Raw genomic sequence first — 24,421 nt, 5'->3', positions numbered from 1 at the left:
GCAGTAGTAGCGAAGAGAACCTTTTTCATGGTTTTTCCCTCGTGTTGTATTCAATGGTGCACCTCAAAACGGGGAATCCGCATTGAGTATGCTGCTGTGTCGCCCCTTGACCCCCTGATTGCAAGAAAGCCGAACGGCCCTGCTTCGTCTTGCGCCAAGGCTGGTGCAGACATGCCACACTCGCCCAAACCCGCCCCGCCGGGAAAGACACTTGCCGCGACTTGGCCCGTCCTGTAGCAACAAGCCCATCAGAGACAGGGCCATTCAAGGACCGGCGGATGCGTGGGAAGCTGGCGAAACTTGCGGGATTGTGCGTCGGCGTGGCGCTTTTGGCGGGCTGCGGGGGCACTGGTCTGTTTTCGGGCGAAGGGCGCGAAGACCGCCGCGCCGCCCGCGCGGCCGCCCAACAACAGGCGCTGATCGACGAAGGTCTGGTGCTGGACCCGAATCGCGAAACGATCTTTGACCTGTTCGCCAATTCCGCCGACCCCAACACCACGGTGGCGGTAAACCGCTATCTGTGGACCGCCGCGCTGGAGGTGCTGGATTTCATGCCCGTCGAAGCGGCCGATCCGTTTTCGGGCATCATCCAGTTCGGTTTCGCCACCCCGCCCGGCGGCGGCAGCGCCTATCGCGCCACTGTCTATGTGCAAGACCCCGCGCTGGAAGCGCGCAGCTTGCGCGTTTCCGTTGAATCGCGCGCGGGTGCCGTCAGCCGCGATGTCGCCCGCCAGATCGAAGACGCGATCCTGACGCGGGCACGCCAGCTGCGCATCCGCGACGCCGATCTTTAGGCCCGCTTTACGCGGCCGCCCGCGCTCTTTATCACACCGCCGGGCCCCCGATGCCCGGCGTTTTCGTCTTTGACCCAAGGATGCCTGCCCATGTCGCGTTACGACCCCGCCACGCTGGAACCCAAATGGCAACACGAATGGGAAAAGGCCGGAACCTTTGTCGCGCGCCGCAGCGCCGACAAGCCCAAGTATTATGTGCTGGAAATGTTCCCCTACCCGTCCGGGCGCATCCATATCGGGCATGTGCGCAACTACACGATGGGCGATGTGATCGCGCGCTACAAGCTGGCCACCGGGCATAATGTGCTGCATCCGATGGGCTTTGACGCCTTTGGCATGCCCGCCGAAAACGCGGCGATGGCATCGGGCGGGCACCCCGCCGACTGGACCTATCAGAATATCGCCACCATGGTCGCCCAGATGAAGCCCCTTGGATTCGGGCTGGACTGGTCGCGCATGTTTGCGACCTGTGACGTCGAATATTACGGCCAGCAACAGGCGCTGTTTCTCGATTTTCTGGAACGCGGGCTTGTCTATCGCAGAGCGGCGGTGGTGAACTGGGACCCGGTCGACATGACCGTTCTGGCCAATGAACAGGTGATCGACGGCAAGGGCTGGCGGTCGGGGGCCGATGTGGAACGGCGCGAGCTGACGCAATGGTTCTTCAAGATCTCCGATTTCTCGGGTGAATTGCTTGATGCGCTGGATCGGCTGGATGACTGGCCCGCCAAGGTCAAGACGATGCAGGCCAACTGGATCGGCCGCTCGCGCGGGTTGCAATTCGGCTTTGATCTGGTGGCCCCCATGGCCGATCAGACCCGGATCGAGGTCTATACCACGCGCCCCGATACGCTTTTGGGTGCAAGCTTTATAGGCATCTCGCCCGACCACCCCATCGCCCGCGCGCTGGAAGCCGCCGACCCGGCAGTGGCCGAATTCTGCGCCCGGGCCCGCAAGGGTGGCACCACCGAGGAAGCGATCGAAAAGGCCGAGAAGCTGGGCCTTGATACCGGGCTGCGCGTGCGCCACCCCTTTGACGCGGAATGGCAATTGCCCGTCTGGATCGCCAATTTCATCTTGATGGATTACGGCACCGGCGCGATTTTCGGCTGCCCCGCGCATGATGCGCGCGATCTGGATTTCGCGCGCAAGTACCACCTGCCGGTGATCTCGACCTTTGTGCCGCGCACGGGCGCGCATGCGCTGCCCGAGGATGGCGCGCCCGCCTTTGTGCCGCCCAAATCGGAAACCGTGCGCTGGACCTTGCCCTTTGCCTGGGCCGAAGAGGCCAGCGGCGAACAGGCCGTGGAGGCCGCGATCGGCTTTTGCGAGGGCCGCGGTATCGGACAAGGCGTGACCAAGTTCCGCCTGCGCGATTGGGGCCTGTCGCGGCAGCGCTACTGGGGCTGCCCCATTCCGGTCGTGCATTGCGATGCCTGCGGCGTGGTGCCCGAGACAAAGGAAAACCTGCCCATCGAGCTGCCCCGCGATGTCAGCTTCGACATCCCCGGCAACCCGCTGGACCGGCACCCGACATGGCGCGATTGTGCCTGCCCGGCCTGTGGTGCGCCGGCGCGCCGCGAAACCGACACGATGGATACCTTCGTCGATTCGTCGTGGTATTTCGCCCGCTTCACCGCACCCCGCGCCCAGACCCCCACCGACATGGCCGAAGCCGCATACTGGATGAATGTCGACCAGTATATCGGCGGCATCGAGCATGCGATCCTGCACCTGCTTTATTCCCGCTTCTTTGCCCGCGCGATGGCGATCTGTGGTCATCTGCCCGACACCGCGATCGAACCCTTCGATGCGCTCTTCACGCAAGGGATGGTGACGCATGCGATCTACATGACGCGCGATGGCGCGGGCCGGCCCGTCTATCACTACCCCGAAGAGGTGACGCTGAGGGATGGCGGCGGCTATCTGACCGACGGTCGCGCGGTCGAGATCATCCCTTCGGCCAAGATGTCCAAGTCGAAAAACAACGTCGTGGACCCGGTGGCGATCATCAAGGCCTATGGCGCCGATACAGCGCGCTGGTTCGTGCTGTCCGACAGCCCGCCCGAGCGTGACGTGGAATGGACCGCGGCCGGGGCCGAAGCGACAGCCAAGCATCTGGCCCGCGTCCACCGACTGGCGAGCGACATCGCGCAAGAGACAAGCCCGGCCAATGGCGCCGATGGCGATCTCTTGCGTGAGATGCACAAGGCAATCTTTGATGTGACCGCAGGCATCGACAGCTTTGGCTTCAATGCCGCCATCGCCAAGCTTTACGCCTTTACCAACACCTTGGGCAAATCCACCGCAGGCGGCACCGCCAGGCGGCAAGCCATGCTGACACTGGCGCAGCTCATGTCGCCCATGACGCCGCATCTTGCCGAAGAAATCTGGGCCATGCTGGGCGGCGCGGGCCTGATCGCCAACGCGCCTTGGCCTGTGGCCGATGCGGCGATGCTGATCTCGGACACGGTGACGCTGCCGATCCAGATCAACGGCAAGCGCAAATCCGAAATCACCGTTCCCAAGGACATGCCAAAGGAAGAGGTTGAAAAGATCGCGCTGGCGGATGACGCTGTGCAAAAGGCGCTGGCGGGGGGCCAGCCCAAAAAGCTCATCGTTGTGCCGGGCCGGATCGTGAATGTCGTCATCTGATCGCCGCCGCTTTCTGATCATGCTGGCCATGGCGCCGCTGGGCGCCTGTGGCTTTGCGCCTGTCTATGCGACGGGCGGGGCTGGGCATGCACTGCGCGGACAGGTCCGGGTCGCCGCCCCCGACACCAGACAGGGCTTTGTGCTGGTCGCCCGGCTGGAAGCCAGGCTTGGCCGCGCCACCGCCCCCGGCTTGCAGCTTGATTGGGATATCGCCACGACCGAACGGGGGCTTGCCATCACCGGCAGCAACGACATCACCCGGATCAACCTGACCGGCACGCTGAATTTCCGCCTGACACAGATCGCCACCGATCAGACCGTGCAGACCGGCACGGTCTCGACCTTTACCGCCTATTCGACCACCGGCTCGCCCGTGGCCACCGCCGCCGCGCGCCGCGATGCCGAAGATCGGCTGATGGTGGCGCTGGCCGACCAGCTGATGTCGCGCCTGCTGTCGGGTGCGGCCGACCGGGCATGAAGCTGCAACCGCGCGACATTGCCGCCTATGCCCGCAAGCCCGATCCGATGTCGGCGGGCTGCCTGATCTTTGGCGATGACGCGATGCGCGTGGCGCTGCGGCGGCAAGAGATGCTGAAATCGCTCCTGGGACCGAATGCCGAGGGCGAAATGCGCCTGACGCGTCTGGCCGCCGCCGATCTGCGCAGCGATCCGGCGGCGCTGATCGATGCGATCAAGGCGGTGGGGTTTTTCCCCGGCCCGCGCGCCGTGTTCATCGATGGCGCGACAGATGCGCTGGCGCCTGTGCTTGCCGCGGCGCTGGCCGATTGGCGGCCGGGCGACGCGCAGATCATCGCCACCGCGGCCCGGCTGACCGCCAAATCCGCGCTGCGCAAACTGTTCGAAGATCACAGATCGGCCCGCGCCGCCGCCATCTATGACGACCCCCCGTCGCGCGCCGAAATCGAGGCGCTGCTGCGCGAGGGGGGGCTGAACGATCTGCCGCGCGCGGCGATGGATGACCTCGAAGCACTCGCGCGCAGCCTTCCGCCGGGCGATTTCCGGCAGACGGTCGAAAAGCTTGGCCTTTACAAGCGGGGCGATCCCACACCCATCACCCCCGCCGATATCGCCGCCGTGGCGCCCCTGACGCTTGAGGCGGAACTCGACGACATCTTGCACGCCACCGCCGAGGCACAGGCCAGCGCGATCGGCCCGATCCTGTCGCGGCTTGCGGGGCAAGGCGTTGCGCCGGTGTCGCTGTGCATCGCGGCGCTTCGGCATTTTCGCGCACTGCATGCCGCCGCCTGCCACCCCGGCGGCCCGGCCGCGGGGCTTCAGGCGCAACGCCCCCCGGTCTTTGGTCCGCGCCGCGACCGCATGCTGGCACAGATCGGCCGCTGGGGCCGCGACCCGCTCGAAACCGCGCTGAGCCTTTTGGTGGAAACCGATCTGACCTTGCGTTCGGCGCAGGGCGCGCCACAGATGGCGCTGATGGAACGGGCATTGATCCGGCTCGCCATGATGCCGGGCAAGGGGAGACGATAGACATGGGCTATACCTTGATCGGCGCGGTCCGGAGCCGGGCCTTGCGCGTGCTGTGGACACTCGAGGAACTGGGCCTCGACTACGAACACATCGATGCCGCGCCGCACTCCGAGGCGATCCGGCGGGTCAGCCCGGCGGGCAAGGTGCCGGTGCTGGTCGCCGATGGCGTGGCCTTGAGCGATTCGGTGGCGATCATGACCTATCTGGCCGACCGCCACGGGGCCTTGGGCTTTGCCCCGGGCACGATTGCGCGCGCCCAGCAAGACAGCCTGACCAACCTGATCCTCGACGAATTCGATGCGGCTTTGTGGACCGCCGCGCGCCACAGCTTCGTTTTGCCCGAAGAGCACCGATTGCCCGCGATCAAGGACAGCCTCCAGTGGGAATTCGCGCGCAGCCAGGGCCACATGGTCAGCCGGATGGATGCCGATGGCCCGTTCCTGATGGGCGACACCCTCACCATCGCCGACATCTTGCTGGCGCATTGCTGTGGCTGGGCGGCCAATGCCAAATTCCCCATCCTCGAGCCGCGCCTGAAAGATCACATGGCAATGATGCGCGCGCGCCCCTCATATGCCCGGGCCCTGAACCGCTGACCCGTCGTCAGGCTTGGCAGCCGCGCATCTTTGCTTCGGGAATAAACCGGAACGGCCTCACCCCTGCCAGACGGCGGCATGCCGCCCGGCCCATTGCCCCGTCGCCAGACAGCCGGTGATCAGATAGCCCCCTGTCGGCGCCTCCCAATCCAGCATCTCGCCCGCGACAAAGACACCGGGCAGCGCGCGCAGCATCAGCCCCCCATCCACCGCCGCGCGCGTCACACCGCCCGCAGTGGAAATCGCCTCATCAAGGGGCCGCGGCCCGGCATGGCGGATCGGCAGGCGCTTGATCAGACGGGCCAGAGCCACCCCCTCGGGCAAGGGGCGCCCGAATTCCTGCAGCAGCGCCCGTTTGACCGGATCAAGCTTCAGCGCCCGCTCCAGATGCCGCGCCAGCGTCTGTTTGGCGGGCCTTGCCGCCAGCCGTGCGGCGACCTCACGCTCGGACAGATCGGGCAAAAGATCGACCGCAAGCGCCGCGCCATCGCGCAGCGCGGCCGCGACCGCATAGATCCCGCCACCCTCGATCCCGCGCGCCGACACCACAAACTCGCCGCGCACCACCGCCCCGGACCCCGCCATCAACGCCACAGCCTTGACCGGCTGTCCGAAATGCGGCGCCATATGGGCGGACCAATCAACGCAAAAGCCCATGTTTGCCGGACGAAACGGGGCAAGATCGACACCCTTTTCGGCCAGCTTGGGCGCCCATGCCCCATCCGAGCCCAGACGCGCCCAACTGGCCCCGCCCAGTGCCAAGACGACCACCGCAGGGTGGATCGCACGCCGCCCGTCCGGCGTGTCAAAGGCCCAATCGCCCCCTTCCCATCCCGACCAGCGCCAGCCGGTCCGGATCTCGGCACCAAGGCGCCTGATCCATGCGCGCAACAGCGGGCTGGCTTTCATCGCCACGGGAAAGACGCGGCCGGAGCTGCCGGTAAAGACCGGCTGCCCCAACGCTTTGGCCCAAGCCATCACAATGTCCGGCCCCATGTCGGCCAGCATGGGCGCCAGCCAGTCAGACGCCGCGCCATAGGCCGCCACACAGGCGGCAAGCGGCTCATCCTTGGTCAGGTTCAGCCCCGATTTTCCCGCCATCAGGAACTTGCGCCCCGCCGATGGCTTGGCTTCGACGATCAGCACCGACCGACCCGCCCGGCCGAGGGTCTCGGCCGCCATCAGGCCCGCGGGGCCCGCCCCGATCACCAGCGCATCGACTGCTTCAGCCATGGCTGCCCTTCCCTTGCCGCCCTGCGCGTTTGCGCCATTCTTGGGGCTCATGGATGATCTGCCAACCTGCCCGCTGTGCGAGCGACCGATTCCACAGGACGCCAAGCAAAGCCTGCATCACCTGACGCCGAAACTGCGCGGCGGCAAGGGCGGGCCGGTCGTGCTTTTGCATCAGATCTGCCACAATGAAATTCACGCCACCCTGTCCGAGGCCGAACTGGCCCGCAGCCACAACACCATCGAAGCCCTGCGCGCCCATCCGCGGCTGGCGGCGTTTCTGGCGTGGGTCACCAAGCGCCCACCGGGCTTTCATTCCAAAACCCCCGGCGGGCGGCGCGGCTGGAAACGCCGCTAGGCGCGATCACACATCCGCTTGATTGCACGCAGCACATCGGGGTTTCCGGCCAACGCATCCCCGGCGATCACGCGGGCCTGCTCCAACAGATGCGCGGGCGCAATGATCCGGTCGACCAGGCCAAAGGCCAAAGCCTCTTCGGCGGTGAATGTCTGCCCGCCCAGAAGCAGAAGCCTGGCGCGCGCCGGCCCCATCAGCGCCACCAGACGCCCGGGATCAGAGGGTTGCGGCAGAAAGCCCAGCTTGGCCACCGGATAGAAAAAGCGCGCGGTGGGAACCGACAGCCGGATGTCACAGGCCAGTGCCATGCCAAAGGCCCCACCCGCCAGTGTTCCGTTCAGCGCCGCAATGGTCAGACACGGCAGCGCCGCAATCGCACCCGAGACCTGTTCCCACAGCGGCGATGTGGCCAACCCCGCCCGCGCCGCATCCAGATCGGCACCAGCGGAAAACACCCGCTCGCCCGCCCCGGTCAGGATCAGGGCCCGCAGATGCGGATCGACCGCCGCCTCGGCCAGAATATCGACCAGACGCTCCAGCATCGGGGCGGTCAGGGAATTGGCCTTGTCGGGGCGGTCAAGCGTGACGATCCATAGGCCATCGTCACGCTGGCAACCGATCATGGTCCCACGCCCACTGCGGCGCGGATGGCCGGATCGCGCAGGGAAATGTCCTGACCCAGCCACGGATCGGCCTCGGGGCCGCACATCCAGACCAGCGCCTGCGCGGGCCATTGGGGCGGGATATGCACCGACCAATCGAGCTGGCTGATCGCATTCACACCGGATTGCCGGATCTCGCGCTGCATGTCGGTGGCGACCGTGCCGGGCGACAGGCCAAGCGCACGGATGCCGCGCTGGCCCAATTCGGTATGCAGACAGGCGGTCAGCATCTTGGCCCCGGCCTTGGACGCGCAATAGGCGCTCCAGCCTTCCAGCGCATTGACCGCCGCGCCCGAACTGACCGTGATCAGCGTGCCACCGCCGCGCGCCAACATCAACGGCACCGCTGCATGGACGCCGTGAAAGACCCCCTTGAGGTTGATATCGATGGCTTGCCCCCAGACCTCGGGATCGGCGTCTGCGATTTGCGCGATGGGGTCGATCACGCCTGCATTGCTGATCAGCACATCCAGCCCGCCAAAGGCCGCGACGGCGGCGCCAAGGGCTGCCTCGACCTGGCTGTAGCGGGTCACGTCGCAGGGCACGGCCAGCGCGGTCGGACCGACATCACCCGCAAGCGCGGCAATCGCATCACGGTCGCGGGCGATCAAGACGACATTGGCCCCTGCGGCGGCAAAGGCACGCACCGCCGCCGCCCCGATACCCCGGCTTGCCCCGGTAATGGCCACGGTTTTTCCCGAAAGGCTGTGCATGGTCGGTCCCTTGACGTTGTGTGACGGTCGGCCCAGTGCTAGCGCCCCATCCGCCATGAGGCCAGACCAAAGCGCGCCGAACCGGGGGATCGGCACTTGACCGCACCCCTCTGCCGGGCTGACACTAAGGCCATGCATTTGCCCTTGCAGTATCGGATTGGTCCCATGTCGCAGCACAAGACGCGTTTTCTGACCCTCTCGGCGCTTGCCATATGCATGGCCCAGCCCGCGCTGTCCCTGACCGCAGAAGAGCTTTGGGCCGAATGGCAAGCCCAAGCGGTTGCCATGGGTCAGACCATCACCGCCAAACAGGTTACAGCCGAAAACGGCGTCTTGACGCTGCGGGGCTATGCCTCGCAGTTTTCGGACGACGATGTCAGCACGCTGGGCCAACTCGATCAGGTCGTGATGACCGAAACGGGCGATGGTCGCGTGGTGGTGACCCTGTCCGACACCTATGCGATCCGCATGAGCTTTGCCACCGAACCGGGCGCGGCCCCGATCGAGGCGGTGGTCAATGTGATCATGCCGGGCATGACCATCACCGCCAGCGGCGATGCCGGCGCCCGCATATTTGCCTATGACGCCCCCCGCATCACGATCGAGGTTGGGCCGATCACCGGTGGCATGGGCCTGCTGCCCAAGATCGATCTGACAATCGCGATCGAGGATTACGCCGCCACCGTTCAAACGGATGGCCGCGATCTTGCCGATATGCGCTCCATCACCACCTCATCGACCAGCGCCATTTCCGGCGCGTTCAGCCTGACCCCGCCCCCCGGCGAAGACGGCTCGCTGGCGGCAAGCTTTGCCATCGAAAGCATCGCCGAAACTGGCACGGTCAGTTTTGGCAATCTCGCCGCAATTGCCAAGACCCCCGATGTGTTGCCGCCGGGCTTTGGCTTTCAAAGCGATCTTCGCCATGACAGCGCAAGCTTCGAGCTGCGCTTTGCGCATCCGAGCGGGGGTTTCGAGTTTCTGACCGCCAGCCAAGGCGGAAGCGTTCAGACCAGCCTGTCGGAAGCCGGCTTGTCCTTTGGCTCGGCTACCACAGGCTCAAGCAGCTCGTTTCGCGGCCCCGATCTGCCGGTTGGGGTTGACATCGCGATGGCCAGCGCGGAATTCGGCTTTTCCGTGCCGCTTGCGCAATCGGACAGCGCACAACCCTTTGGCGCGCGTCTGGCCTATCAAGATGTCGTGCTCAACCCGGAGATCTGGGATCTGTTCGATCCCGCACAGGCCATTCCACGCGACCCGATCAGCGTGATTGCCGATGTCACGGGGTCGCTGCGGGTTCTGGTGGATCTGCTGTCCACCGCGCCCGATCAGATAACCGGCATGCCCGGCGAATTGGTCGATCTGTCGCTGAACGAATTGCGGATCGCGGTCGCGGGGGCCGAGCTGACCGGAACCGGGGCCGCAGTCTTTGCGCCCGGACCGTCTCCAAGACCCGTCGGGTCCGTTGATCTGCAACTTGCAGGGTCCAACGCGCTTCTGGATCGGTTGAAGAATTCGGGGCTGCTGCCGGTCGAACAGCTGGCGATGGCGCGCGGGTTGCTGGCCGCCTTTACCCGGCCGGGCGCCGGGCCCGACACGGTCCAGACCACGATCGCGTTCACCGAAGGCGGCGGCATCACCGCCAATGGTGTTCCGCTTCAGTGACGCGAACGGCCACCCGGCCCGCTTTGGGCCGGGCCGGCGATGCCTTGCGCCGGGGCGGTCGGGGCACTAGGTCGAACCCAACCCCAATCCAAGGTGCCTCATCCATGCCCGCCCCTCTGTCCGATCTGACCGATGCGCTCTTGTCCGAGGCCCGCCGCGCAGGGGCCGATGCCGCCGATGCCATCGCGATCGACGGTATTTCGTTGTCGATCGGGGTGCGGGGCGGGCAGTTGGAGCAGGCCGAACGCTCGGAGGGGGTGGAAATCGGTCTGCGTGTCATGGTGGGGCAAAGACAGGCCTGCGTGTCCGCATCAGACACCCGGCCCGAAACGCTGCGCGACATGGCCGGGCGGGCGGTGACCATGGCCCGGCTTGCGCCGGTCGATCCGACCGTGGGCCTTGCCGATCCGGGGCAACTCGGCGCGGTGCGCGATGGCGCGGGGCTGGATATGGCCGACCCCTCGCCCGATCCCGACCCCGCCCATCTGGAACATCTCGCCCTGAGGGCCGAAGCGGCGGCACTTGGCATCAGGGGCGTGTCACAGGTGCAATCGGCCAGCGCCGGGTTTTCCCGCAGCCGCGTGCATCTTGCCGCCAGCAACGGCTTTTCGGGCGGCTATGCGCGCACCGATCACGGCCTGTCCTGCGTCGCGATCAGCGGCGAAGGTCTGGGGATGGAGCGCGACTATTTCGGCGATGGTCGCAACCATGCCGCCGATCTGCTGGGCCCTGAACAGATCGGGCGCATCGCGGGCGAACGCAGCGTCGCGCGGATGGGTGCACGCAAACCCAGGACCGGGGCTTATCCGGTCATCTATGATGAGCGGATATCCTCGGGGCTGATCGGGCATCTCTTGTCGGCCACCAATGGCAGCGCGATCACCCGTGGCGCATCATGGGCCCGCGATCTGATGGGCGTGCAGGTGTTGCCGCGCGGCCTGTCGATCATCGAGGATCCGCACCGCCCGCGCGCCTCGGCATCGCGGCCCTTCGATGGCGAAGGTCTGGCCACGCGCCGCCGCATGATTGTGGAAGATGGCGTGCTCCGGGAATGGACACTGGATCTGGCCACCGGGCGCAAGCTGGGTCTGCCGTCGACCGGCAGCGCCAGCCGGGGCACATCGTCGCCGCCCTCGCCCGCCGTCAGCAACGTGGCGCTGACCATGGGCGACCAGAGCCTTGCGGATCTTTTGCGCGACATGGGCACGGGGCTTTTGATCACGTCGATGATCGGGTCGTCGATCAACGCCACCACGGGCGATTATTCGCGCGGCGCATCGGGTTTCTGGATCGAAGGCGGGGAAATCGCCTATCCGGTCAATGAATGCACGGTCGCGGGCAATCTGCGCGACATGCTCCTGACGATCCGCCCGGCCAATGACGCACGCCCGCATCTGAGCCGTGTGGTGCCGTCGCTGCTGGTCGAGGGGTTGACCCTTGCCGGGGCCTGACGCGCGCGAGGATCTGGCGCTGCTGGTCGAAGCCGCGCGCGGCGCGGGCCGGATCGCGGCGCGCTATTTCCGCGACGATCCCGAAACATGGAACAAGCCCGACGGCGCGGGCCCGGTGACCGAAGCCGACATCGCCGTCGATGACATGCTGCGCGAGCGCCTGATGGATGCCCGCCCCGGCTATGGCTGGCTGTCCGAGGAAACGCCCGACGGCCCCGCCCGGCTTTCCGCGCGCCGCGTCTTTGTGGTCGACCCCATCGACGGCACGCAGGCGTTTATCGAAGGCAGCTCGGCTTTTTCGCATTCTCTGGCCGTGGTCGAGGATGGCGCGGTGATCGCGGCGGTGGTCTATCTGCCGATCCGGGGCAAGCTTTATGCAGCGGCACTGGGCGCTGGCGCCACGCTCAATGATGTCGCGATCCGCACTTCGGCGGCCCGCCATCTGCACGAGGCCAAGGTGCTGGCCACCAAGCACACGCTTGGCCCCGCCCATTGGCCGCAAGGGGTGCCGCCGGTGACCCGCGCCTATCGCCCCTCGCTGGCCTATCGCATGGCGCTGGTGGGTGAAGGCCGGTTCGACGCGATGATCACCTTTCGCCAGACATGGGAATGGGACATCGCCGCCGGTGCGCTGATCATCGCGGAAGCGGGCGGGCTGGCCACCGATGCGATGGGCCAGCCGCTGCGCTTCAACGCCGCCACACCCAAGGTTGCGGGGGTTCTGGCAGCCGCCCCCGATCTGCATGCCGCGCTGATGGGGGCGCGTGGTCCGGGTGATGCGCCCACCGCTTGACCCAAGCGGGCCAATCCCTAGTCTGCGCAGCCAATGCGTGCCACGCCGGACGCAGGACCGAGAGGACAAATGGAACGCTCGCTTGCTCTTGGTCTTTACCGCGCATGGTCAGGCCGCGCCGGACAGCGCTTTGCCGAACGCAAGCTCCGCGAGCGTGTTGCCGCCGGCAAGGAAGACCCCGACCGGCTGGATGAGCGGCGTGGCATCGCCACATGCCCCCGCCCCGACGGACCGCTGATCTGGTTTCATGCCGCCAGCGTGGGCGAATCCATCGCGCTTTTGGAACTGGTGCGGCAACTGATCGACGACCGGCCGGAATTGCGGGTTTTGGTGACCACAGGCACCGTGACATCGGCGGGCGTGATGGCCGATCGTCTGCCCGATGGGGCGCTGCACCAATATGTGCCGCTCGATGCGCGCCTGTTCGTGACGCGCTTTCTCGATCACTGGCGCCCCGATGTCGCGGTCTGGACCGAAAGCGAATTATGGCCCACGCTGATCTGCGAAACCCAAGCGCGCGCCATCCCGATGCTGTTGCTCAATGCCCGCATGTCCAAGGCCAGCCATGACCGCTGGCGTTTTCTGCGCGGCATGGCGCACAGCCTTTTGGGGCGGTTCCAGCGCGCCCTTGTGCAAGATGATCTGACCGCGATCTATCTGCGCCGTCTGGGCATGGACCCCGACCGCATGGAGGTGACAGGCACCCTCAAGGAAGGCGCTGCCGCCTTGCCGGTCGATACCCGCAGGCTCGACAGCATGCGCGCCGAAATCGGCAATCGGCCGGTCTGGATCGCGGCCTCGACCCATGATGGCGAAGAACTCAAGGTGCTCGAGGCGCACCGCATCGCCATGCGAACCAATCCGCGGCTGTTGTTGATCCTTGTGCCACGGCATCCCGATCGCGGGGATGACATCGCACGGCGGCTGCACGATGATGGCTGGGCCTTTACCCGCCGCACCGCCGGCGAGGGCCCCGAGGCCGAGGTACCGGTCTATCTGGCCGACACCATGGGCGAATTGGGTCTGTGGTATCGTCTGGCCCCGGTCAGCTTTGTCGGCGGGTCACTGGAACCCATTGGCGGCCACAATCCCTTTGAGCCAGCGGCGCTTGGATCAACGATCCTGCACGGCCCCTATGTCACCAATTTCGTCGACATCTATCAACGCCTGACCCAAGCGCGGGCCGCGCGGCTGGTGGCATCGCCACAGGCGCTGGCGCAGGCGGTGGATGAATTGCTGGCGCCCGACCGTGCCGCCGCCATGGCCCATGCGGCGTGGGAGGTGGTGTCATCGGGTGCGGATGTCACCGAGCGGGCCAAAGCGGTGCTGCTGGAAACCCTCGACGCGGCCGGGACGGGGCGCTGATGCGGGCACCGGGTTTCTGGCATGGCGAACCGGGGCTGCTGGCGGCGCTGTTGTCGCCCGTGGGCGCGCTTTATGCGGCGGCGACCCGTCGGCGGCTGGCGCGGGGGCCGCGCGCAAGGGTGGGGGTGCCGGTGATCTGTGTCGGCAATCTCAATGCGGGCGGTACGGGCAAAACGCCCATGGTGATCGCGCTGGCGCAGCATTTGACCGCGCGTGGCATCGCCGCCCATGCCGTCACCCGGGGCCACGGCGGGTCGCTGGCGGGGCCGGTGCGGGTCGACGACCGCCGCCACAGCGCCGCCGAAACCGGGGATGAGGCGCTGTTGATCGCAGCCTTTATGCCCACATGGGTCGCGCGCGACCGGGCGGCCGGGGCGCGGGCCGCCATGGCCGCGGGGGCGCAGGCGATCTTGCTCGATGACGGGTTCCAGAACCCAGGGCTAGCCCATGATCTGTCGCTGATCGTGGTCGATGCCCATGTCGGCTTTGGCAATGGCCGGGTGATCCCGGCGGGGCCGTTGCGCGAACCGGTGGCGGCGGGGCTGGCGCGGGCCGATCTGGTTGTGTCCATCGGGGATGCGGCGGCACAAGACCGCTTTGCCCGGCGCTGGGGCGCACATATCGCCCTTCCCCACATCACGGGCCAGTTGCACCCCTTGCCCACGGGCTTGCCGCTCAAGGGCCAGCCGGTCTTGGCTTTTGCGGGCATTGGCCACCCCGAGAAATTCTTTCGCACGCTCGCAGCCATGGGCGCCGATATCCGCGCCACCCATGCGCTGAGCGATCATCAACCTCTCGGCGATGCGCTGATGACGCGCCTTCTGCGCGAGGCACGCAGCCTTGGCGCACAGGTGGTGACGACGGAAAAGGATGCCGTGCGCCTTGCGCCCGCGCTGCGCGCTCAGGTGATGACGGTGCCGGTGCGCTTGCGTCTGGACGATTGGGGGCCATTGGATGCGGTGTTGGACCGCATCATGGGTGGGCCATCCGACGCAGCACCCTAGCCCATGCCGCCTATCGCGCCGACCAGCCCGACCCGTCATCCTCACCCAGCCGGGGCGCGGGTCGGTCGAGCGCCAGATCGGCATCCGAAAAGCGAAAGGGCGGGCGCACGCCCGGCACGCCACCCGGTTCGATCCGTGTGCCGCGCGCGACCACCTGAGGGTCGGCGAAAACCTCGGCCAGATCGTTGATCGGGCCTGCGGGCACGCCCTGATCCTCGCAGGCGGCCAGCAGATCGGCCTTGGCCCAGAGGCGGGTCGCCGCCGTCAGCCGTGCGGTCAGGGCATCGCGATGGGCGATGCGCGCCGCATTGGTCAGGTAATCGGGGTGATCGGCCAGATCAGGCAGACCCAGAAGCACGCAAAGCCGCCGGTATTGCCCGTCATTGCCGGTGGCGATGATGATCCAGCCATCGGCGCAGTCAAAGACCTGATAGGGCACCAGATTGGGATGGGCATTGCCCAGCCGTTGCGGCGCCACCCCCGTGGCCAGATAATTCATCGCCTGATTGGCCATGATGGCAACGGCGCTGTCCATCAGGCTCATGTCGATATGCTGGCCCCGCCCGGTCGTGCGACGCAAATGCAGCGCGGCCAGAATGGCGTTGGCCGCGTAAAGCCCGGTGAAGATATCGGTGACGGCCACGCCCACCTTTTGCGGTTGGCCGCCCGCCTCGCCCGTGACCGACATGAGCCCGGCCATGCCCTGAATGATGTAATCATAGCCCGCCCGATGGGCATAGGGCCCGGTCTGGCCGAACCCGGTGATCGAGCAATAGATCAGGCCGGGGTTGATCGCGCTCAGGCTGGCGTAATCCAGCCCGTATTTCGCCAGCCCGCCCAGCTTGAAATTCTCGATCACCACATCGGCCCCGCGCGCAAGGTCCACCACGCGGTCACGGCCCTCGGGCATGGTGAAATCGGCGATGACGGATTTCTTGCCCCGGTTGCAGGAATGGAAATAGGCCGCCGACCGGTCGCCCGCATGATCCACAAAGGGCGGACCCCAGCGGCGGGTGTCATCGCCTTCGGGCGCTTCGACCTTGATCACCTCGGCGCCCAGATCGGCCAGCGTCTGACCGGCCCAGGGGCCGGCCAGAATCCGTGCCAGTTCCAGCACGCGCACCCCGGCAAGCGGCGTGGTCATTGCGCGGCTGCGATCGCTTCGTCAAGGATTGCCGACATGTCGGCGTAGCTCTGGTTGGAATACATCTGCCCCGCGATGACAAAGGCGGGCGTTCCCGAAATGTCGTGCTGTTCCATATGTGCCTCGTAGGTGGCAATCATCGCCTCGGCCATGGCGGCATCGGTCAGACAGGCGTCAAGCTGTTCATTGGTCAGCCCGACCGTCCGGCCGATCCGGCGCAGGTTTTCGGCTACCTCGGCGGGGGCACCCTGGGTCCATTCGGCTTGCCGGGCATAGATCAGATCGACGACACCGAAATATCGCTCGGGCCCGGCACAGCGCGCCACCATCCCGGCCCACAGGCCGAAGCGGTCAAAATAGACCTCGCGGTAGATGTAGCGCACAAGCCCTTTCTCGATGTAATCGGCCTTGAGCAGCGGCAGGCTGTTTTCATGAAACGTGCGGCAATGCGGGCAGGTGAACGAGGCATATTCGATCACCTCGACAGGCGCATCCGGCGCGCCCAGCACCATCTCGATCACCTCGGGGGCGGTTGCGGGCACGGTTTGCGCTCGGGCCGCCTGTGGCAGAAGCGACAGATCGGGGGCGTTGACCGGGCGCAACACCGCGTAGCCACCAACGGCAAGGGCACCTGCACCGGCGCCCAACAAAAGGGTCCTGCGATCCATGTTGGATGTCTCTCCTCAGCTTTGTCGTGGGGTTAGCACATTGCGGGCCAGCCGCGCGAGTGCATCTTTCAGCCCTTGGTCTTCGATACCCTCGACATGGCCCAAGGCAAGGGCCAGCCGCTTGGGATCGGGCTCGGCGGGTGGTTTGGGAGGGGCGGCGCGAAAGGCCACGCGGCCTTCGGCAAATCCGGTGGGCGCGGTCTGGGTGATATGGACATGCGCGATGGCACGGTAGCCATAGGTGGCGTTCACCCGTTCCAGAATATGCTCTTTCTGCATGTCCAGCACCGGGGCATGGCCGCCCGTGGTCAGCAAGACCAGCGTGCCGCCAAAGCCCCGGCTCCATGTGATCTTGACGGGCCGTGCGATGGCGGCGGTGTCGGCGCCCACAATTTCGGCCCAATGGGTCAACAGCTTTGCCTCGCCAAAGCCGCGCTTTTCGGCGGGTGCCTTGAGGGTGGCGGCCAACAAGGCACCGGCCGCTTCAAAGCCGCGCTTGCGGCGCGGCGGTGGCGCGTTCGACGATGGGCTGGGCGTTTTCGGCATGGCTTGCTTTCCTGTGCTTGGGCGCACTCTATGGCCTAACGCGCCGCGAACCAACACCAGCCAGCGGAAAGGCAGATAAACCTTGCGTGACGGATTTCCCGACGATGCGCCCGCCATGGCCCTGTTGCCATGGTATGATCGCCATGCCCGCGCCTTGCCGTGGCGCGTAGGGCCCGAGGCGCGGCTGGCCGGGCTGCGCCCCGATCCCTATCGGGTCTGGTTGTCGGAAATCATGCTGCAACAAACCACTGTGGCCGCCGTGCGCGACTATTTCCACCGCTTCACCGCGCGCTGGCCCACGGTCGCCGCGCTGGCCGCGGCCGAGGATGCCGTCGTGATGGCCGAATGGGCCGGGCTGGGCTATTACGCCCGCGCCCGCAACCTTCTGAAATGCGCGCGCGTCGTTGTGGCCGATCATGGCGGGCGCTTTCCCGAGACGGAAGCGGGGCTTCTGACGCTTCCGGGCATCGGCCCCTACACGGCCGCGGCCATCGCCTCCATCGCCTTTGACCGCCCGGCGGCGGTGATGGATGGCAATGTGGAACGGGTTCTGGCAAGGGTCTTTGCGGTGCAGACGCCCCTTCCGGCCGCGAAAACAGACCTGAAAGCTCTGGCGGCACGGCTCACGCCCAAGGTGCGCCCGGGATGCTACGCGCAGGCGGTGATGGATCTGGGCGCCACGATCTGCACGCCGCGCAACCCGGCCTGTGGGCTATGCCCGGTCATGGGGCTGTGCCGCGCGCGCAGGCTTGGCATCGCCGCCGATCTGCCGCGCAAGACGCCAAAGCCCGAGAAACCGACGCGGGCGGGCATCGTCTATCTGGCCCAGCGCCGCGACGGCGCCGTCTTGCTGGAAACCCGGCCCGACCGGGGCTTGCTGGGCGGGATGCTGGGCTGGCCCGGCAGCGACTGGACCGAAACACCCCCGCCCGAATCGCCCCCCATCGCGGCGCAATGGCATGATCCGGGGCGAGAGGTGCGCCATACCTTCACCCATTTCCACCTGCGCCTGTCGCTCAGGCTGGCGTGGGTGGACATGGATGCGACACCAGACCGCGGGCAATTTCACCCGCGCGCCACATTTCGGCCCGCAAGCCTGCCCACGGTGATGCGCAAGGCGTGGGATCTGGCGGAAGCGACCATGCGTCAGGATTGACCAAAGGGCCGCTGCACGCAAAGCATTGCAGCAGGCACACAAGACAAGAGACCGGCCATGATCCCTGTCAGACGCATTGCCCCGATCGCCCGCGCGCTGCCCTTCTGGATGTCGCTGGCGCTGTTTCCGCTGATCATCCTTGTCGCGGGTCAAGGTGGCTGGTGGCTGGCGGCGATGCCCTTGGCGACGTGGTGGCTGTTCACGGCCCTTGATGCGGTCATGGGGCTGGCTCTGGAAAACGCCGACCCCGATACGCCCGATGATCAGCTGATCTGGTATCGGCTGGTGACGCTGGTCTGGTTTCCCTTGCAGTTTGTCACGATGTTCGGCCTGATCTGGTATGCCACCCGCGCCGATCACCTGTCGACGCCCGAGGCTTTTGGCCTGTTTCTGGGCGTGGGGATCATGTCGGGTACCATCGGCATCACCTATTCCCATGAAATGATGCACCAGAAAAACCGGCTGGAACGCTGGTTGGCCGATCTGCTCTTGGCCTGCGTGCTCTATTCGCATTTCCGATCCGAACATCTTCTGGTGCATCACCGCCATGTGGGCACCCCCCGCGATCCGGTGACCGCGCCCTATGACGAAGGCTTTCACCGCTTTTTGCCCCGCGTGCTGCGTGACAGCCTGACCAGCGCCTTTGCCGCAGAAAAGGCGATGCTGGCACGGCGCGGCAAGCCATGGACCGATCCGGCCAATCCCTTTTGGCGCTATGGGCTTCTGCAGGGGATGTGCCTGATGCTGGCCTTTGCCCTGGGCGGCTGGCTTGGGTTGGGCTTGTTTGCCTTTCAGGCCGCCATCGCCATCTGGCAGCTGGAGCTGACCAACTACATCGAACACTATGGGCTGACGCGCAAACATCTGGGCGACGGCAAATACGAGCATGTCTTGCCGCGCCATTCATGGAACGCGGCGCACAAGGCGTCGAACTGGCTTCTGATCAACCTGCAGCGTCATTCCGATCATCACTACAAGCCCGACCGGCGCTTTCCGCTGTTGCAGACCTATACCAAGGATGAGGCCCCGCAGCTTCCCTTTGGCTACCCGGTGATGACCATGGCCGCGATGATCCCGCCCGTGTGGCGGCGCATCATGAACCCGCGCGTCATGGCATGGCGGCACCGCTACTACCCCGAGATCACGGATTGGACACCCTACACCAACGGCACCTTGCCCGTGCCGCGCTGACGGCGTCAGGCGTGGCCGGCCTGTGATGACAGGGTCAGGGGCGATATGCCCAAGCTGGCCAGCGCGGCCGCCCATTTGTCATGCATGCGGGGGGCAAAGACCACTTCGGGCAGCGCCTCGGCGGTGAGCCAGCTGTTGTGCGCGATTTCTTCCTCCAACTGCCCCGGGCCCCAACCCGCATAGCCCAGCGCAAGGATGTTGTGCACAGGGCCAGTGCCGCGCGCGATCTCGGTCAGGATGTCAAGCGTGGCGCTCATCGCGTAGCGGTCATCGACCTCCAGCCGATCCTTGCGTGATCCTGCATAGGCGGCGCTGTGCAGGATAAAGCCCCGCCGCATCTGGACCGGACCGCCATAACAGACCTGCACATCGGGGGTGGCGGCCGCGCGTGCGATGCCAAGCTGGTCCAGCATGTCGCGAAAGCGCACATCTTGCATGGGTTTGTTGACGATCAGACCCATCGCCCCATCGGGCGAATGCGCACACAAGAACACGACGCTGCCCTGAAAGCGCGGGTCCCCCAGATCGGGCATGGCGATCAGAAGCTGTCCGGTCAGGTCATGAAAAGGCGCTGTGCTGCGTCGGGTCATGGGCCACAGGATGGGGCCTTGCGCGTCCCGGATCAAGCGCGGTTGCGCGGCAGCGCGGCCACAGACCCAGCCCCGTCGCCAAATCGTGACTTTCCATTTCCGTGGCAAGTTTCTAGCTCCATTGAAATGAAACACGCGTTGCGCAGATGTCTTGCCGCCTTTGCGGCCTGTGGCGCCCTTTGGGGTGCCGACACGGCCAAGGCCGAGTTTCTGGGCCGTTCGGTCGATGACGTGGTACAGGTCTCGTTCCTGCCCGGATGGCGGCTGGCAGATGGCAACCACATGGCGGGCATCCGCATCGCGCTGGCGCCGGGATGGAAAACCTATTGGCGCGCGCCCGGCGAAGGCGGTGTGCCCACGATCTTGCAGCTGACCGAAGCCGAAGGCGTGACGGGGCTTGCGATCCATTGGCCACGGCCCAAGGTCTTTGTCATCAACGGCATGCGCTCGATCGGCTATGGCGATGTTGTGGTTCTTCCGGTGGAATTCAGCCTCTCGCAGGGCGGCGAGATCGCCATTGAGGGCCAGATCGACATGGGTGTCTGTCTTGATGTCTGCATCCCGATCACGCTGAATCTGACCGGGCTTTTGCCGCCGACACCGGTGCGGGTGGCCGAAATCGGGCAATCGCTGTCAAACCGCCCCTTCACCGCCGCAGAGGCCGGGGCCGGTCAGGCGCGCTGTGCGGTCGAACCGATTTCCGACGGGCTGCGCATCACGGTGACCGCCGCGGTTCCGGACACGGGTTCCGATGAAACGGTCGTGCTGGAACATCACGACAGCGCCATCTGGGTGTCCGAGGCCGTCACCGAGCGCCTGGGCAACATGATCCGTGCAACGGCGGATATCGTGCCGCCCGACCAAGGCCCCTTTGCGCTGAACCGGTCTGACCTGCGGATCACGGTGATCGGCACGCGCATGGCCATCGAATTGGATGGCTGCACCGGTTAAGACGACAGCCGGCGGCCCCGCGCCTGCACCAACAGGCCAACGACCCAGCCCAACACACACAAGACCGCCGCCCCGGCGACAAAAACGCCGAATGCCGCCCCGATCCCGCCCGTACCCAAGGACGCCAGCGGCCCCGCCATGGCACCGGTGATGACCGCGCTTCCCAGCGTCGCGCCAAAAAGCCCGGCGATCGCCACCGCCAGCCCGCCCAGCCCCATGGCAAGCCCGGGCAGCCGACCGGCCACACCGAACCCGCGGCGCAGGGCGGACAATTGCTTGGCGATGTCTTGCTGCATGGCAAGGATCGCGGGCACCACCAGCAAGACGATGAACATCCCAAAGCCCAGACCATAGACCAGGGTGATCACCGTGGGCTTGAGGAATTGCGCATCCGAAGAGGTCTCGTAAAGCAGCGGGGCAAGCCCCAGCACCGTGGTCAGCGTGGTCAACAAGACCGGGCGCAACCGGTCGCAGGTGCCATCGATGATGGCGGGGATCAGGCCGCGCTCTTGCGCATATTCATCGACCGTTGTCACCAGCACGATGGAATCATTGATGATGATGCCCGTCATCCCGATCAGCCCGACGACGGTGAACATCGACAGCGGCACATCCCACAGCGCGTGGCCCCAGATCGCGCCCACAAGGCCAAAGGGAATGATCGCCATGACCACCATCGGCCGGGTCCAGCTGGCGAAAATCCAGGCCAGCACCAGATAGATACCCACAAGACACAACACAAAGCCCGTGACCGCATCGCCCAGGAATTCCTGCTCCTGCGCGGCCAGACCGGCAAGGCGCGTGGAGACGCCATAGCGTTCCTCGATCTGCGGGATCAGCCTGTCGGCCAGATCGGTCATGATGTCTTCGGCACGCACGGGATCGTCCTCGGACAGATCGCCGGAGACTGAAATCAACCGCACACCGTTTTCGCGCTGGATCGTGGAAAACCCCTGCCGCGCGGTGACGGTGACGATATCGGCGAGCGGCACATATTGCCCCGAAGCGGCGCGCAAAAGCGTGCCTTCCAGAAAATCGGCGGTCAGCTCGTCATCTGGCAATTCGACGCGAATGGTGGCGGTGCGCGGCCCATCGGGAAAGCGCGCCGCCTCGATCCCGCCCAGGCGGTCGCGCAGCACGCGCCCCAAGGCCCCGATCTCGAACCCCAGCGCCGCCCCTTGCGGGGTCAACTCAAGGCTCAACTCTTCGCGGTCATAGGCCATGCTGTCTTGCAAACCCGACACTTCCGCGTGGCGCTGAAGCTGGGTCTGCAGGCTGACCGCCGCCTGCTTGAGGATGGCGGTATCGGCCCCGAAAATCTGGACATCGATGGCATCGCCACCCGGTCCGCCGCGAAAGCCCCGGAAACTGACGGTTTCGGTCAGCGGAAGCTGGCGCACCTCGTCTTGCAGATCGGACACAAAGGCAAAGGACGAATAGGGCCGCAAATCGGCATCGATCAACTCGATCGCGATGGACCCCAAAAGATCGGCCTGCTTGTTTTCGACCCCCGACAACCCGCCGCCGGTGTTGCCGCCCACCTCGGCCAGCACATAGACCAGCGGGTTCAGACCATGTTCTGCCTCGTAGCGGGCGGCCACGGCCTCGGTCGCGCGCTGCATCTCGCGCATCATGGCAAGGCTGTCGGCCCGGGTGGCGCCATCGAGCATGGCGAAATTGCCCGTGACCGATGACAATTCCGGCGCGTTGAAAAAGCGCCAGACCACATCGCCGCGCAAAAAGCTGGCGGCTTGGGTCGACAGCAGAAAGATCATCGCCGCCAGCACCGGATAGCGCGCGATCACGACAAGGCGCATCACCGGGCGCACGGCGCGGTCCTTGACCCAGTCAAAGCCGCGATTGACCACGCGCGAGGGCAGATCATACCAATGCGTCCGAGCCGAATGGGACAGCGCATGGGCCATGTGATTGGGCAAGATCAGGAAACATTCCACAAGACTGGCCAGCAGCACCACGATGACCGTAAAGGGAATATCGGCGATCAGCCCCCCGAACCGCCCCCCGATCGCGGTCAGCGCGGCAAAGGCCAGAACCGTGGTGACGGTGGCCGAAAACACCGGCGCGGCCATGCGGCGCGCGGCGGTTTCGGCGGCGGTCACGGGGTCTTCGCCCAGATGGCGCGCGCGGTAATCGGCGTGTTCGCCCACCACGATGGCATCATCCACGACAATGCCCAGCGTGATGATCAACGCGAACAGCGAGATCATGTTGATCGTCAGCCCCGCCGCCCACATCAGCGCAATCGCCGCCAGCATCGCCACCGGAATGCCCGCCGCCACCCAGAACGCGGTGCGCGCATTGAGAAACAGGAACAAAAGCCCCACGACCAGCGCCAGACCCAGAAGCGCATTGTCCACAAGAATGTTGATCCGCCCGGTGATCGCTTCGGCCCGGGTGCGGATCAGTTCGATGGTGGTGCCCATGGGCAGGGTCGCCTCCATCTCGGTGGCGACCTGTTCGACCAGCGCCTGAATGGCGATGGCATCGCCATCCTCGGACCGGTCGACGCGGATGGTGATGGCGGGATCATCGCCCACGAAATAGGCGCGCTCGCGGTCCATCCCTTCGGTCCGCACGGTGGCCACATCCCCGATGGTCAGGGTCGATCCATCCGCATTGATCCGGAGCGCAAGTGACGCGATGTCGGCCACCGAACGCTGCGCCGCGCCGGTGCGGATGCGCGCATTGGCCCCCGCCACATCGCCCGCCGGCGCACTCGAGGCGGCGGCTGCGATCACGCCCGCGATCTCGGACATGGAGATGTCATGCCGGATCAATCCGGCCGACGGCACCGCGACCACGGTTTGCGGGGCCGCGACGCCGCGAATGGTGGACCGGGTCACACCCACGGCAAACAGCCGGGCGGTGAATTCATCGGCAAAACGGCCAAGCTGATCGGGCGCGACCGGGCCGGAAATCACCACATCGGTGACATTGTCCCACCAAGCGCCGCGCCGCACCGCCGGATCATCGGCATCTTCGGGCAGATCGGCCACCCCATCGAGCGCGGCCTGAACCTCGTCGGCGGCGCGGCCCATGTCCCAACCCGGCTCGAACTCCAGCGCGATCGAGGCGCGCCCCTCGCGGCTGGTGGCCGAGGTTGCCGCGACACCCGGCACGGCCAGCAGCACCGGTTCCAGAACCGCGACAATGGCATCGTCCACATCTTCGGCACCAGCGCCATCCCATGCGATGATGATGTCGATTTCGTCCGAGATGACATCGGGAAAGAACTGCGCCCGCATTTGCGGGATCGCGGCCAAGCCGGCCACGACCAGCAGCATCAGCAACAGGTTCGCCGCCGTCCGGTGGCGGGTAAAGTAGCTCAAGACACCGAAACCGCCGGGCGGAAGGCTGCGCATCAT

The 24,421-nt window shown here is 66.0% G+C and carries 22 protein-coding genes; 14 read left to right on the top strand and 8 right to left on the bottom strand.

Going from position 1 to position 24,421, the window contains the following annotated elements:
• Positions 1–278: 278 nt before the first annotated feature.
• The 5 genes from Q0094_RS05405 to Q0094_RS05385 all read left to right on the top strand — a co-directional run bounded on the left by Q0094_RS05405 (position 279) and on the right by Q0094_RS05385 (position 5,551).
• Positions 279–794 carry a DUF3576 domain-containing protein gene (locus Q0094_RS05405; protein WP_297616040.1) on the top strand — a complete coding sequence of 172 codons (516 nt, stop codon included), beginning with the start codon at positions 279–281 and terminating at the stop codon, positions 792–794.
• A gap of 90 nt (positions 795–884) precedes the next feature.
• On the top strand, positions 885–3,449 hold the full coding sequence (gene leuS, locus Q0094_RS05400; protein ID WP_297616038.1) for a leucine--tRNA ligase: 2,565 nt from the start codon (positions 885–887) through the stop codon (positions 3,447–3,449).
• On the top strand, positions 3,436–3,927 hold the full coding sequence (gene lptE, locus Q0094_RS05395) for an LPS assembly lipoprotein LptE (RefSeq protein WP_297616036.1): 492 nt from the start codon (positions 3,436–3,438) through the stop codon (positions 3,925–3,927). The genes leuS and lptE overlap by 14 nt, the downstream gene beginning before the upstream one ends.
• Positions 3,924–4,955: a DNA polymerase III subunit delta gene (locus tag Q0094_RS05390; RefSeq protein ID WP_297616034.1), complete on the top strand. Its 1,032-nt coding sequence runs from the start codon at positions 3,924–3,926 to the stop codon at positions 4,953–4,955. The genes lptE and Q0094_RS05390 overlap by 4 nt, the downstream gene beginning before the upstream one ends.
• A 2-nt stretch (positions 4,956–4,957) precedes the next feature.
• Positions 4,958–5,551: a glutathione S-transferase family protein gene (locus Q0094_RS05385; RefSeq protein ID WP_297616032.1), complete on the top strand. Its 594-nt coding sequence runs from the start codon at positions 4,958–4,960 to the stop codon at positions 5,549–5,551.
• Between the two features lie 57 nt (positions 5,552–5,608).
• On the opposite strand, the gene Q0094_RS05380 is transcribed toward Q0094_RS05385, so the two are convergent.
• A complete protein-coding gene (locus Q0094_RS05380) occupies positions 5,609–6,784 on the bottom strand; it encodes a TIGR03862 family flavoprotein (protein ID WP_297616031.1) in 1,176 nt (391 codons plus the stop codon).
• A 49-nt stretch (positions 6,785–6,833) separates the two neighbouring features.
• On the opposite strand from Q0094_RS05380, the gene Q0094_RS05375 reads away from it, so the two are divergent.
• A complete protein-coding gene (locus Q0094_RS05375; protein ID WP_297616029.1) occupies positions 6,834–7,139 on the top strand; it encodes an HNH endonuclease in 306 nt (101 codons plus the stop codon).
• Here Q0094_RS05375 and Q0094_RS05370 read toward each other — a convergent pair.
• A complete protein-coding gene (locus tag Q0094_RS05370) occupies positions 7,136–7,762 on the bottom strand; it encodes an enoyl-CoA hydratase/isomerase family protein (RefSeq protein WP_297616027.1) in 627 nt (208 codons plus the stop codon). The genes Q0094_RS05375 and Q0094_RS05370 overlap by 4 nt on opposite strands.
• Complete coding sequence (locus Q0094_RS05365) at positions 7,759–8,514, bottom strand: SDR family NAD(P)-dependent oxidoreductase (RefSeq protein WP_297616025.1); 756 nt, start codon at positions 8,512–8,514, stop codon at positions 7,759–7,761. The genes Q0094_RS05370 and Q0094_RS05365 overlap by 4 nt, the downstream gene beginning before the upstream one ends.
• A gap of 216 nt (positions 8,515–8,730) precedes the next feature.
• On the opposite strand from Q0094_RS05365, the gene Q0094_RS05360 reads away from it, so the two are divergent.
• From Q0094_RS05360 to lpxK, 5 genes are all read left to right on the top strand, one after another.
• Positions 8,731–10,176 carry a DUF2125 domain-containing protein gene (locus Q0094_RS05360; RefSeq protein ID WP_297616023.1) on the top strand — a complete coding sequence of 482 codons (1,446 nt, stop codon included), beginning with the start codon at positions 8,731–8,733 and terminating at the stop codon, positions 10,174–10,176.
• Positions 10,177–10,280: 104 nt separating this feature from the next.
• On the top strand, positions 10,281–11,627 hold the full coding sequence (locus Q0094_RS05355) for a TldD/PmbA family protein (RefSeq protein ID WP_297616021.1): 1,347 nt from the start codon (positions 10,281–10,283) through the stop codon (positions 11,625–11,627).
• The gene (locus tag Q0094_RS05350) at positions 11,614–12,420 is read left to right on the top strand and encodes a 3'(2'),5'-bisphosphate nucleotidase CysQ (RefSeq protein ID WP_297616019.1); all 807 of its coding nucleotides are present in this window, start codon (positions 11,614–11,616) and stop codon (positions 12,418–12,420) included. The genes Q0094_RS05355 and Q0094_RS05350 overlap by 14 nt, the downstream gene beginning before the upstream one ends.
• A 69-nt stretch (positions 12,421–12,489) precedes the next feature.
• Positions 12,490–13,785, top strand: a complete 1,296-nt coding sequence (locus Q0094_RS05345; protein ID WP_297616017.1) for a 3-deoxy-D-manno-octulosonic acid transferase — start codon at positions 12,490–12,492, stop codon at positions 13,783–13,785.
• Positions 13,785–14,789: a tetraacyldisaccharide 4'-kinase gene (lpxK, locus tag Q0094_RS05340; RefSeq protein ID WP_297616015.1), complete on the top strand. Its 1,005-nt coding sequence runs from the start codon at positions 13,785–13,787 to the stop codon at positions 14,787–14,789. The genes Q0094_RS05345 and lpxK overlap by 1 nt, the downstream gene beginning before the upstream one ends.
• A gap of 10 nt (positions 14,790–14,799) precedes the next feature.
• Here the strand turns inward: lpxK and Q0094_RS05335 are convergent, their stop codons facing one another.
• From Q0094_RS05335 to Q0094_RS05325, 3 genes are read right to left on the bottom strand one after another with little or no spacing between them, the layout of a single operon-like run.
• Positions 14,800–15,933, bottom strand: coding sequence for a CaiB/BaiF CoA-transferase family protein (locus tag Q0094_RS05335; protein WP_297616013.1), 1,134 nt, complete (start codon positions 15,931–15,933; stop codon positions 14,800–14,802).
• Entirely contained in the window at positions 15,930–16,601 is a 672-nt protein-coding gene (locus Q0094_RS05330) for a DsbA family protein (RefSeq protein WP_297616011.1), read from the bottom strand. The genes Q0094_RS05335 and Q0094_RS05330 overlap by 4 nt, the downstream gene beginning before the upstream one ends.
• A 15-nt stretch (positions 16,602–16,616) precedes the next feature.
• Positions 16,617–17,147: a DciA family protein gene (locus Q0094_RS05325; protein WP_297616009.1), complete on the bottom strand. Its 531-nt coding sequence runs from the start codon at positions 17,145–17,147 to the stop codon at positions 16,617–16,619.
• 115 nt (positions 17,148–17,262) lie between these two features.
• Here Q0094_RS05325 and mutY point away from each other — a divergent pair, with 115 nt between their 5' ends.
• Together mutY and Q0094_RS05315 are read left to right on the top strand one after the other, a co-directional pair.
• Entirely contained in the window at positions 17,263–18,303 is a 1,041-nt protein-coding gene (gene mutY / locus Q0094_RS05320) for an A/G-specific adenine glycosylase (RefSeq protein ID WP_297616050.1), read from the top strand.
• Positions 18,304–18,360: 57 nt separating this feature from the next.
• On the top strand, positions 18,361–19,494 hold the full coding sequence (locus tag Q0094_RS05315) for an alkane 1-monooxygenase (RefSeq protein ID WP_297616007.1): 1,134 nt from the start codon (positions 18,361–18,363) through the stop codon (positions 19,492–19,494).
• A 5-nt stretch (positions 19,495–19,499) separates the two neighbouring features.
• Here Q0094_RS05315 and Q0094_RS05310 read toward each other — a convergent pair whose 3' ends face one another.
• Positions 19,500–20,084, bottom strand: a complete 585-nt coding sequence (locus Q0094_RS05310) for a YqgE/AlgH family protein (protein ID WP_297616005.1) — start codon at positions 20,082–20,084, stop codon at positions 19,500–19,502.
• Positions 20,085–20,210: 126 nt separating this feature from the next.
• On the opposite strand from Q0094_RS05310, the gene Q0094_RS05305 reads away from it, so the two are divergent.
• On the top strand, positions 20,211–21,035 hold the full coding sequence (locus Q0094_RS05305) for a protein-disulfide reductase DsbD domain-containing protein (RefSeq protein ID WP_297616003.1): 825 nt from the start codon (positions 20,211–20,213) through the stop codon (positions 21,033–21,035).
• On the opposite strand, the gene Q0094_RS05300 is transcribed toward Q0094_RS05305, so the two are convergent.
• Positions 21,032–24,421, bottom strand: coding sequence for an efflux RND transporter permease subunit (locus Q0094_RS05300; protein ID WP_297616001.1), 3,390 nt, complete (start codon positions 24,419–24,421; stop codon positions 21,032–21,034). The genes Q0094_RS05305 and Q0094_RS05300 overlap by 4 nt on opposite strands.

The organism is uncultured Roseicyclus sp. (assembly GCF_937892565.1).
Classification (GTDB): domain Bacteria; phylum Pseudomonadota; class Alphaproteobacteria; order Rhodobacterales; family Rhodobacteraceae; genus Roseicyclus.
Note: the sequence above shows the minus strand (reverse complement) of the source record. Positions and strands in the feature narration are given on the sequence as shown.

Excerpts from the sequence above, each read along its gene's own strand:
- Q0094_RS05385 (WP_297616032.1), top strand. The coding sequence starts at position 4,958 with ATGGGCTATACCTTGATCGGCGCGGTCCGGAGCCGGGCCTTGCGCGTG.
- lpxK (WP_297616015.1), top strand. The coding sequence starts at position 13,785 with ATGCGGGCACCGGGTTTCTGGCATGGCGAACCGGGGCTGCTGGCGGCG.
- Q0094_RS05375 (WP_297616029.1), top strand. The coding sequence starts at position 6,834 with ATGGATGATCTGCCAACCTGCCCGCTGTGCGAGCGACCGATTCCACAG.
- Q0094_RS05335 (WP_297616013.1), bottom strand. The coding sequence starts at position 15,933 with ATGACCACGCCGCTTGCCGGGGTGCGCGTGCTGGAACTGGCACGGATT.
- mutY (WP_297616050.1), top strand. The coding sequence starts at position 17,263 with ATGGCCCTGTTGCCATGGTATGATCGCCATGCCCGCGCCTTGCCGTGG.
- Q0094_RS05325 (WP_297616009.1), bottom strand. The coding sequence starts at position 17,147 with ATGCCGAAAACGCCCAGCCCATCGTCGAACGCGCCACCGCCGCGCCGC.
- Q0094_RS05365 (WP_297616025.1), bottom strand. The coding sequence starts at position 8,514 with ATGCACAGCCTTTCGGGAAAAACCGTGGCCATTACCGGGGCAAGCCGG.
- Q0094_RS05310 (WP_297616005.1), bottom strand. The coding sequence starts at position 20,084 with ATGACCCGACGCAGCACAGCGCCTTTTCATGACCTGACCGGACAGCTT.
- leuS (WP_297616038.1), top strand. The coding sequence starts at position 885 with ATGTCGCGTTACGACCCCGCCACGCTGGAACCCAAATGGCAACACGAA.
- Q0094_RS05380 (WP_297616031.1), bottom strand. The coding sequence starts at position 6,784 with ATGGCTGAAGCAGTCGATGCGCTGGTGATCGGGGCGGGCCCCGCGGGC.
- Q0094_RS05390 (WP_297616034.1), top strand. The coding sequence starts at position 3,924 with ATGAAGCTGCAACCGCGCGACATTGCCGCCTATGCCCGCAAGCCCGAT.
- Q0094_RS05360 (WP_297616023.1), top strand. The coding sequence starts at position 8,731 with ATGGCCCAGCCCGCGCTGTCCCTGACCGCAGAAGAGCTTTGGGCCGAA.
- Q0094_RS05315 (WP_297616007.1), top strand. The coding sequence starts at position 18,361 with ATGATCCCTGTCAGACGCATTGCCCCGATCGCCCGCGCGCTGCCCTTC.
- Q0094_RS05370 (WP_297616027.1), bottom strand. The coding sequence starts at position 7,762 with ATGATCGGTTGCCAGCGTGACGATGGCCTATGGATCGTCACGCTTGAC.
- lptE (WP_297616036.1), top strand. The coding sequence starts at position 3,436 with ATGTCGTCATCTGATCGCCGCCGCTTTCTGATCATGCTGGCCATGGCG.
- Q0094_RS05330 (WP_297616011.1), bottom strand. The coding sequence starts at position 16,601 with ATGGATCGCAGGACCCTTTTGTTGGGCGCCGGTGCAGGTGCCCTTGCC.
- Q0094_RS05300 (WP_297616001.1), bottom strand. The coding sequence starts at position 24,421 with ATGATGCGCAGCCTTCCGCCCGGCGGTTTCGGTGTCTTGAGCTACTTT.
- Q0094_RS05345 (WP_297616017.1), top strand. The coding sequence starts at position 12,490 with ATGGAACGCTCGCTTGCTCTTGGTCTTTACCGCGCATGGTCAGGCCGC.
- Q0094_RS05305 (WP_297616003.1), top strand. The coding sequence starts at position 20,211 with ATGAAACACGCGTTGCGCAGATGTCTTGCCGCCTTTGCGGCCTGTGGC.
- Q0094_RS05405 (WP_297616040.1), top strand. The coding sequence starts at position 279 with ATGCGTGGGAAGCTGGCGAAACTTGCGGGATTGTGCGTCGGCGTGGCG.
- Q0094_RS05355 (WP_297616021.1), top strand. The coding sequence starts at position 10,281 with ATGCCCGCCCCTCTGTCCGATCTGACCGATGCGCTCTTGTCCGAGGCC.